Source organism: Pseudomonas sp. NPDC087598 (assembly GCF_044743525.1).
In the GTDB taxonomy this organism is placed as follows: domain Bacteria; phylum Pseudomonadota; class Gammaproteobacteria; order Pseudomonadales; family Pseudomonadaceae; genus Aquipseudomonas.
This window is the reverse complement of record NZ_JBIUWQ010000045.1, coordinates 44,327-51,023: the sequence shown is the minus strand read 5'-3', so window position 1 is coordinate 51,023 and position 6,697 is coordinate 44,327. Positions and strand designations below refer to the sequence as shown.

The 6,697-nt window shown below is 61.4% G+C and carries 8 protein-coding genes; 3 read left to right on the top strand and 5 right to left on the bottom strand.

What is annotated here, in order from left to right; translation table 11 throughout:
- The first annotated feature begins 40 nt into the window (after positions 1-40).
- From ACIOWE_RS21895 to ACIOWE_RS21885, 3 genes are all read left to right on the top strand, one after another.
- Positions 41-598 carry a DNA-3-methyladenine glycosylase I gene (locus ACIOWE_RS21895; RefSeq protein ID WP_201236181.1) on the top strand — a complete coding sequence of 186 codons (558 nt, stop codon included), beginning with the start codon at positions 41-43 and terminating at the stop codon, positions 596-598.
- A 40-nt stretch (positions 599-638) separates the two neighbouring features.
- Positions 639-1,526 carry a lysophospholipid acyltransferase gene (locus tag ACIOWE_RS21890; protein WP_064389687.1) on the top strand — a complete coding sequence of 296 codons (888 nt, stop codon included), beginning with the start codon at positions 639-641 and terminating at the stop codon, positions 1,524-1,526.
- Positions 1,527-1,649: 123 nt separating this feature from the next.
- Entirely contained in the window at positions 1,650-1,889 is a 240-nt protein-coding gene (locus ACIOWE_RS21885) for a PilZ domain-containing protein (protein WP_025112264.1), read from the top strand.
- A 1-nt stretch (position 1,890) separates the two neighbouring features.
- On the opposite strand, the gene ACIOWE_RS21880 is transcribed toward ACIOWE_RS21885, so the two are convergent.
- The 5 genes from ACIOWE_RS21880 to def form a co-directional block, all read right to left on the bottom strand.
- Positions 1,891-2,205, bottom strand: a complete 315-nt coding sequence (locus ACIOWE_RS21880) for a tetratricopeptide repeat protein (RefSeq protein ID WP_401395726.1) — start codon at positions 2,203-2,205, stop codon at positions 1,891-1,893.
- Positions 2,206-2,352: 147 nt separating this feature from the next.
- Positions 2,353-3,729 (bottom strand): Trk system potassium transporter TrkA, encoded by a 1,377-nt coding sequence (gene trkA / locus ACIOWE_RS21875; protein WP_064389689.1) that lies wholly within the window; start codon positions 3,727-3,729, stop codon positions 2,353-2,355.
- 22 nt (positions 3,730-3,751) lie between these two features.
- Positions 3,752-5,062, bottom strand: a complete 1,311-nt coding sequence (gene rsmB, locus ACIOWE_RS21870; RefSeq protein ID WP_401395723.1) for a 16S rRNA (cytosine(967)-C(5))-methyltransferase RsmB — start codon at positions 5,060-5,062, stop codon at positions 3,752-3,754.
- Positions 5,059-6,018: a methionyl-tRNA formyltransferase gene (gene fmt / locus ACIOWE_RS21865; RefSeq protein ID WP_401395720.1), complete on the bottom strand. Its 960-nt coding sequence runs from the start codon at positions 6,016-6,018 to the stop codon at positions 5,059-5,061. The genes rsmB and fmt overlap by 4 nt, the downstream gene beginning before the upstream one ends.
- A 57-nt stretch (positions 6,019-6,075) precedes the next feature.
- Complete coding sequence (gene def, locus ACIOWE_RS21860; RefSeq protein ID WP_150603671.1) at positions 6,076-6,582, bottom strand: peptide deformylase; 507 nt, start codon at positions 6,580-6,582, stop codon at positions 6,076-6,078.
- Positions 6,583-6,697 lie beyond the last annotated feature (115 nt).

Genomic DNA, 6,697 nt, shown 5'->3' with positions numbered 1-6,697 from the left:
ATATAACCGAGTCAGTCGCACCTCCACCCCCTGGAGCCTTATGCCACGCTGCTTTTGGTGTACCGAAGATCCGCTGTACATGGCTTATCACGATCAGGAGTGGGGCACGCCGCTACGCGATGCGCAGGGTTTGTTCGAGTTGCTTTTGCTCGAAGGGTTCCAGGCAGGGCTGTCATGGATCACCGTGCTGCGCAAGCGCGAGCGTTATCGCGAGGTGTTGTTCGGCTTCGACGTACAGCGCGTGGCGCAGATGAGCGACGCTGAAATCGACGAATTGATGCTCGATCCGGGGATCATCCGCAACCGTCTCAAACTCAACGCCGCCCGCCGTAATGCCCAGGCCTGGCTGGCGCTGGAGGATCCGGTGGCGTTCCTCTGGTCGTTCGTCGGCGACCAACCGATCATCAATCATTTCAAGGATCGCAGTGAAGTCCCGGCGATCACTCCCGAAGCGCTGGCGATGAGCAAAGGCCTGAAAAAGGCCGGGTTCACGTTCGTCGGACCGACCATTTGCTACGCGCTGATGCAGGCCTCGGGCATGGTCATGGATCACACCCGGGACTGCGACCGCTACGCGCAGCTCGTCAACGGCGGTTAGAATGGCCGCCTCGCGCACAGCACAAGATCAGGAGTGACCTGTGGAAAAGTTTAAAGGCGCCTTGCTGGTAGGCGCTCTGCGGCTGTTTGCCCTGCTGCCATGGCGGGCCGTGCAGGCCGTGGGTTCGGCGATTGGCTGGATCATGTGGAAAACCCCCAACCGTTCCCGCGACGTGGTGCGGATCAACCTTGCCAAATGTTTTCCACAGATGGACCCGGCCGAGCGTGAGCGTCTGGTCGGGCAGAGCCTGAAAGACATCGGCAAGTCGCTGACCGAAAGCGCCTGCGCGTGGATCTGGCCAGCCCAGCGCTCCATCGACCTGGTGCGCGAAGTCGAAGGCCTCGACATCCTCAAGGATGCGCTGGCCTCGGGCAAAGGCGTGGTCGGCATCACCAGCCACTTGGGCAACTGGGAAGTGCTCAACCACTTCTATTGCAGCCAGTGCAAACCGATCATTTTCTACCGGCCGCCCAAGTTGAAGGCGGTGGACGAATTGCTGCGCAAGCAACGCGTGCAGTTGGGCAACAAAGTCGCCGCCTCCACCAAGGAAGGCATTCTCAGCGTCATCAAGGAAGTGCGCAAAGGTGGTGCAGTGGGCATTCCCGCTGACCCGGAACCGGCCGAATCCGCCGGGATCTTCGTACCGTTCTTCGCCACCCAGGCGCTGACCAGCAAATTCGTGCCGAACATGCTGGCCGGCGGCAAAGCGGTTGGCGTGTTCCTGCATGCACTGCGCCTGCCTGACGGCTCTGGCTACAAAGTGATCCTCGAAGCCGCGCCCGAAGCCATGTACAGCACCGATACCGCTGAATCCTGCGCAGCGATGAGTAAAGTGGTCGAGCGCTATGTGGCGGCGTATCCAAGCCAGTACATGTGGAGCATGAAGCGCTTCAAAAAGCGTCCACCCGGCGAAGAACGCTGGTACTGAAGAAGTTGGCACATTCTGTGGATAACTTGTAGGAGCTGCCGAAGGTTCGGGCCGCGATCGGACGATCTCTTGATCTGGCTTCTATGGTTATCCACAACTTCGTTCATTCAAGGGCGCATGAAGATGTCCGAACAACGCAAATCCTTCCGCATCAAGATCACCCACGACAGTTTCGGCGAATGCCTCGGGCAGACGCGCAATTTGTCGCCCACCGGGGTGTATGTGCAGCACCCGCGCCTGGCGTCGTTGCCCAAAGGCGCGGTGGTTTATGGCCAGGTGCAGGATTTACCCACAGGCGCGCCACGGGTGCGGATGGAAGTGGTGACGGTGGATGCCGAGGGCATCGGTCTTCGCTACCTTTGATTTACTGCACCTGACGCTCGAGCTTCTTCAGAAACACCGTCATTTCCTTTTCGGCCTGCTTGTCGCCATGGGCACGGGCCGCTTCCAGACCTTGCTCCCATGCCTGCCGCGCAGCGGCATGATCGCCCAGTGCGAGCTGCGCCTTGCCCAACAGTTTCCATGCCGCTGAATACTTCGGATCGAAACCGACGCAGCGCTGGAAATGCTCGGCAGCCTTGGCGTTTTCGCCCAGGTCCAGATAGCCCTTGCCGAGGCCGAAGCGCAGCAGGGAGTTATCCACACCCTTGGCGAGCATTTTTTCCAGGGATTCGAGCATCGGTGGATTTCCTTTCTTCGAAGTGTCAGGTGTTGATGGGGTTTATTGAGACCCCCTTCGCGAGCAGGCTCGCTCCCACAGGGGAAATGCATTCCAAACGTGGGAGCGAGCCTGCTCGCGAAGGGGCCAGTGCCGTCAGCGCAAACCTCAGAAAAAGCTCAACCCCACATGAAACAGCTTCTCCACATCGCGGATATGCTTTTTATCCACAAGGAACAGAATTACATGGTCGCCCGCTTCGATCACGGTGTCGTCATGGGCGATGATCACCTGTTCGTTGCGGATCACCGCGCCGATCGTGGTACCCGGCGGTAAACCGATTTTCTCGATGGGCTTGCCGATGACTTTGCTCGATTTCGCATCACCGTGGGCAATCGCCTCGATGGCCTCCGCCGCACCGCGGCGCAATGAGTGCACGCTGACGATATCGCCACGCCGCACGTGGGCCAGCAAGGTGCCGATGGTCGCCAGTTGCGGGCTGATGGCAATATCGATGTCGCCGCCCTGGATCAGGTCGACGTAGGCCGGGTTGTTGATGATCGTCATGACCTTCTTCGCCCCCAGCCGTTTCGCCAGCAACGACGACATGATGTTGGCTTCGTCATCGTTGGTCAGCGCGAGGAAGATGTCGGCATCGGCGATGTTTTCTTCCAGCAGCAGATCGCGATCCGAGGCGCTGCCCTGCAACACCACGGTGCTGTCGAGGGTATCGGAGAGATAGCGGCAACGTGCCGGGTTCATCTCGATGATCTTCACCTGGTAGCGGCTTTCGATGGCCTCGGCCAGACGTTCGCCGATCTGCCCGCCGCCAGCGATGACAATGCGCTTGTAGGTCTCGTCGAGACGACGCATTTCGCTCATCACCGCACGAATATTCTCACGGGCAGCGATGAAGAAGACTTCGTCATCGGCCTCGATCACCGTGTCGCCCTGCGGCAGGATCGGCCGGTCACGACGGAAAATCGCGGCGACGCGGGTCTCGACGTTCGGCATGTGCTCGCGCAGCTGGCGCAGTTGCTGGCCCACCAGCGGACCGCCGTAATAGGCCCGCACCGCCACCAGTTGCGCCGCCCCTTCGGCGAAATCGATCACCTGCAAGGCGCCGGGATGCTGGATCAGGCGTTTGATATAGTTGGTAACAACCTGCTCGGGGCTGATCAGCACGTCGACCGGAATCGCTTCGTTCTGGAACAGTTGTTCTTCGCGATTGAGGTAGGACGCTTCGCGTACTCGGGCGATCTTGGTCGGCGTGTGGAAAAGTGTGTGAGCGACCTGGCAGGCGACCATGTTGGTTTCGTCGCTGTTGGTCACCGCGACCAGCATGTCGGCGTCGTCGGCGCCGGCCTGACGCAGCACCGACGGCAGCGAGCCACGGCCCTGCACGGTGCGGATGTCGAGACGGTCGCCGAGGTCGCGCAGGCGCTCGCCGTCGGTGTCGACCACCGTGATGTCATTGGCTTCACTGGCCAGATGTTCGGCCAGCGAACCGCCGACCTGCCCTGCACCGAGGATGATGATTTTCATCCAGTCACTCCATTGAATCCGTTTAGCCGCGCGCGGCAGCGATCTTGATCAGCTTGGCGTAGTAGAACCCGTCATGCCCGCCCTGCTGGGCCAGCAATTGGCGACCGTGAGGCTGTTTGATCCCGGCAGTCGTGGCCAGATCCAGTTCCCGGGCACCTGGCGTGCGCTCAAGGAATGCGGCAATCACCTCGGTGTTTTCGGTCGGCAGCGTCGAGCAGGTGGCGTAGAGCAGGATGCCGCCCACTTCGAGGGTTTTCCACATGGCGTCGAGCAGCTCGCCTTGCAGTTGCGCGAGGGCGACGATGTCGTCCGGCTGACGGGTCAGCTTGATGTCCGGATGACGGCGGATCACGCCGGTGGCCGAGCACGGCGCGTCGAGCAGAATGCGCTGAAACGGTTTGCCATCCCACCACTTTTCGGTATCGCGACCGTCGGCAGCGATCAGTTCGGCGTTGAGGCCGAGGCGCTCAAGGTTTTCCCTGACGCGCACCAGACGCTTGGCTTCCAGATCCACCGCCACCACGCCGGCCAACGCCGGTTCGGCTTCAAGGATGTGGCAGGTCTTGCCGCCGGGGGCGCAGCAGGCGTCGAGCACGCGTTGGCCCGGTGCCAGATCGAGCAGATCAGCGGCCAGTTGCGCGGCTTCGTCCTGCACGCTGATCCAGCCTTCGGCGAAACCCGGTAGGCTGCGCACGTCGGTGGCGGCTTCGAGGATGATGCCGTCGCGGCTGTAAATGCACGGCGTTGCGGCGATCCCTGCGTCAGTCAGCAGACCGAGGTAAGCGTCGCGGTTGTGATGGCGGCGATTGACCCGCAGGATCATCGGCGGATGCGCGTTGTTCGCCTCGCAGATAGCTTCCCACTGTTCCGGCCAGAAGGCTTTCAGGGATTTTTGCAACCAGCGCGGGTGGGCGGTGCGTACCACCGGGTCGCGCTCCAGCTCGGCGAAAATCGCTTCGCTTTCGCGCTGGGCGTTACGCAGCACGGCATTGAGCAGGCCTTTGGCCCAGGGCTTTTTCAGCTTGTCGGCGCAACCGACGGTTTCGCCGATGGCGGCGTGGGCCGGTACGCGGGTGTAGAGCAATTGGTAGAGACCGACCAACAGCAACGCCTCAACATCGGCGTCGGCGGCTTTGAACGGTTTCTGCAGCAGCTTCTCGGCCAGCGCTGACAGACGCGGCTGCCAGCGTGCGGTGCCGAAGGCCAGATCCTGAGTGAAACCGCGATCGCGATCCTCGACCTTGTCCAGCTGTGTTGGCAGTGAGCTGTTCAGCGAGGCTTTGCCGCTGAGCACGGCGGCGAGTGCTTTGGCGGCGGCCAGACGCGGATTCATTGTGCGTCCACCGCTGCGCCGAGGACGGTGCCCGCGGCGAATTTCTCGCGACGGCTGTTGAACAGGTCGCTGAAGTTCAGCGCCTTGCCGCCCGGCAATTGCAGGCGGGTCAGGCACAGCGCCTGCTCACCGCAGGCGACGATCAGGCCGTCCTTGCTGGCGCTGAGGATAGTGCCCGGCGCGCCGTTGCCGTCGGCGAGGGTTGCCGCCAGCACTTTCAGCGCTTCACCGTTGAGGGTGCTGTGGGTAATCGGCCATGGATTGAAAGCGCGGACAAGGCGTTCCAGCTCAACCGCCGGACGGCTCCAGTCGATGCGGGCCTCGTCCTTGTTCAATTTGTGTGCGTAGGTGGCGAGCTCGTCATTCTGCACTTCGCCTTCCAGCGTACCGGCGGCCAGGCCGGCAATTGCCTGCACCACGGCCGGCGGGCCCATTTCGGCGAGACGGTCATGCAGCGTACCGCCCGTGTCTTCGGCACTGATCGGGGTGACGACCTTGAGCAGCATCGGCCCGGTGTCGAGACCGGCCTCCATGCGCATCACGGTCACGCCGCTTTCGGCATCACCGTGTTCCACGGCGCGCTGAATCGGCGCCGCACCGCGCCAGCGTGGCAGCAACGAGGCGTGGCTGTTGATGCAGCCCAGACGCGGAATATCCAGCACCGCTTGCGGCAGGATCAGGCCGTAGGCGACCACCACCATCAAGTCCGGCTTCAGTGCGGCCAGTTCAGCCTGCGCGTCAGTGTTGCGCAGCGTCGGTGGCTGCAACACCTGGATATTATTTTCCAGCGCCAGTTGTTTAACCGGGCTCGGCATCAGTTTTTGCCCGCGACCGGCCGGACGATCCGGTTGGGTGTAGACCGCAACGATCTCGTAAGGGCTGCTCAACAGGGCCTTGAGGTGTTCGGCGGCGAATTCCGGGGTGCCGGCAAAAACGATGCGCAGTGGCTCAGTCATTCAGGGAGTCTCATAAAAAGAAAAAGGCTTGCCGCAGCAAGCCTTTGAAGGAGGGCATCAAGCGTTCTGGCGATGCAGCTTTTCCAGTTTCTTCTTGATCCGGTCGCGTTTGAGCGTGGACAGGTAATCGACGAACAATTTGCCGTTGAGGTGGTCGCATTCGTGCTGGATGCACACTGCGAGCAGGCCTTCGGCGATCAGTTCATAGGGCTTGCCGTCGCGGTCCAGCGCCTTGATCCTGACCTTCTGTGGGCGGTCGACGTTTTCGTAGAAGCCCGGTACCGAGAGGCAGCCTTCCTGATACTGGTCCATCTCTTCGGTCAGCGATTCGAACTCGGGGTTGATGAACACCCGGGGTTCGGTGCGGTCTTCGGAAAGGTCCATCACGACGATACGTTTGTGCACGTTGACCTGGGTCGCGGCGAGGCCGATGCCCGGCGCTTCATACATTGTTTCAAACATGTCATCGACCAACTGACGCACTTCGTCGTCCACTACAGCCACAGGCTTGGCGATAGTACGCAGACGCGGGTCCGGAAATTCGAGGATGTTTAAAATGGCCATAGGCTGATTGCTGCACGTATTGAGTAAAGTCGGGTCGATGGCCTGGCAGGTCCGAAGATGCAGGCTACCGTTGTGAAGCGTAGCTGCTGCAATTGCAGGAGCGAGCCACGGGGGC